1 pseudogene is annotated in these 511 nt (G+C 45.8%); it reads right to left on the bottom strand.

Going from position 1 to position 511, the window contains the following annotated elements:
- Nucleotides 1-226 (bottom strand): annotated as a pseudogene (locus AC1DRJ_RS32235) (AraC family transcriptional regulator); the annotation flags it as partial.
- Nucleotides 227-511: the final 285 nt, after the last annotated feature.

Here is a 511-nt window from a genome sequence, read left to right as displayed (position 1 = left end):
AAATGGCAAAAGTGACATAGCCATGAGGAACAGAACTGATAAGAGTGACCGCTGAATCGAACTCCAGTCGACTGCATTGGAGTGTGGGGGTATGAATGAGCTTATGTTGTCGAATGTTTGCTTCACGCTCTAATGGGATGAGGCTCATCTCCCATCGACCAATTGTTCTATTGGATGTGTCCGCAGGCGTAGAGGTTACACGAAAGACTTCATCGGGGGAATTCATGGAGTTGAACGCTCTTCAGCTAGATGGATAGTGCTAAGCAATGTGTGTTAAAGGCTGTGGTACAGGTCGTTAATGAACGTCAGCCGCAGTTTGATGAGCGATCCATTTGACCGCTCCTTGTCAGTGACGTCTATAAAAAATAAGCGTTGAGTGTAACAATTCTTATACTTCTGAATTTTCACATTCGGCGTATTGACTATGACGCAAAGGTGCCTGACTCGATTTCAGCGCTGTTATCATTGTTTTCAGATTGAGACGTCAATGACTCCGGCGCCACCTCCAACG

It is taken from the genome of Pseudomonas sp. P5_B2 (genome assembly GCF_056400445.1).
This window is presented reverse-complemented; position numbering and strand designations above follow the sequence as displayed.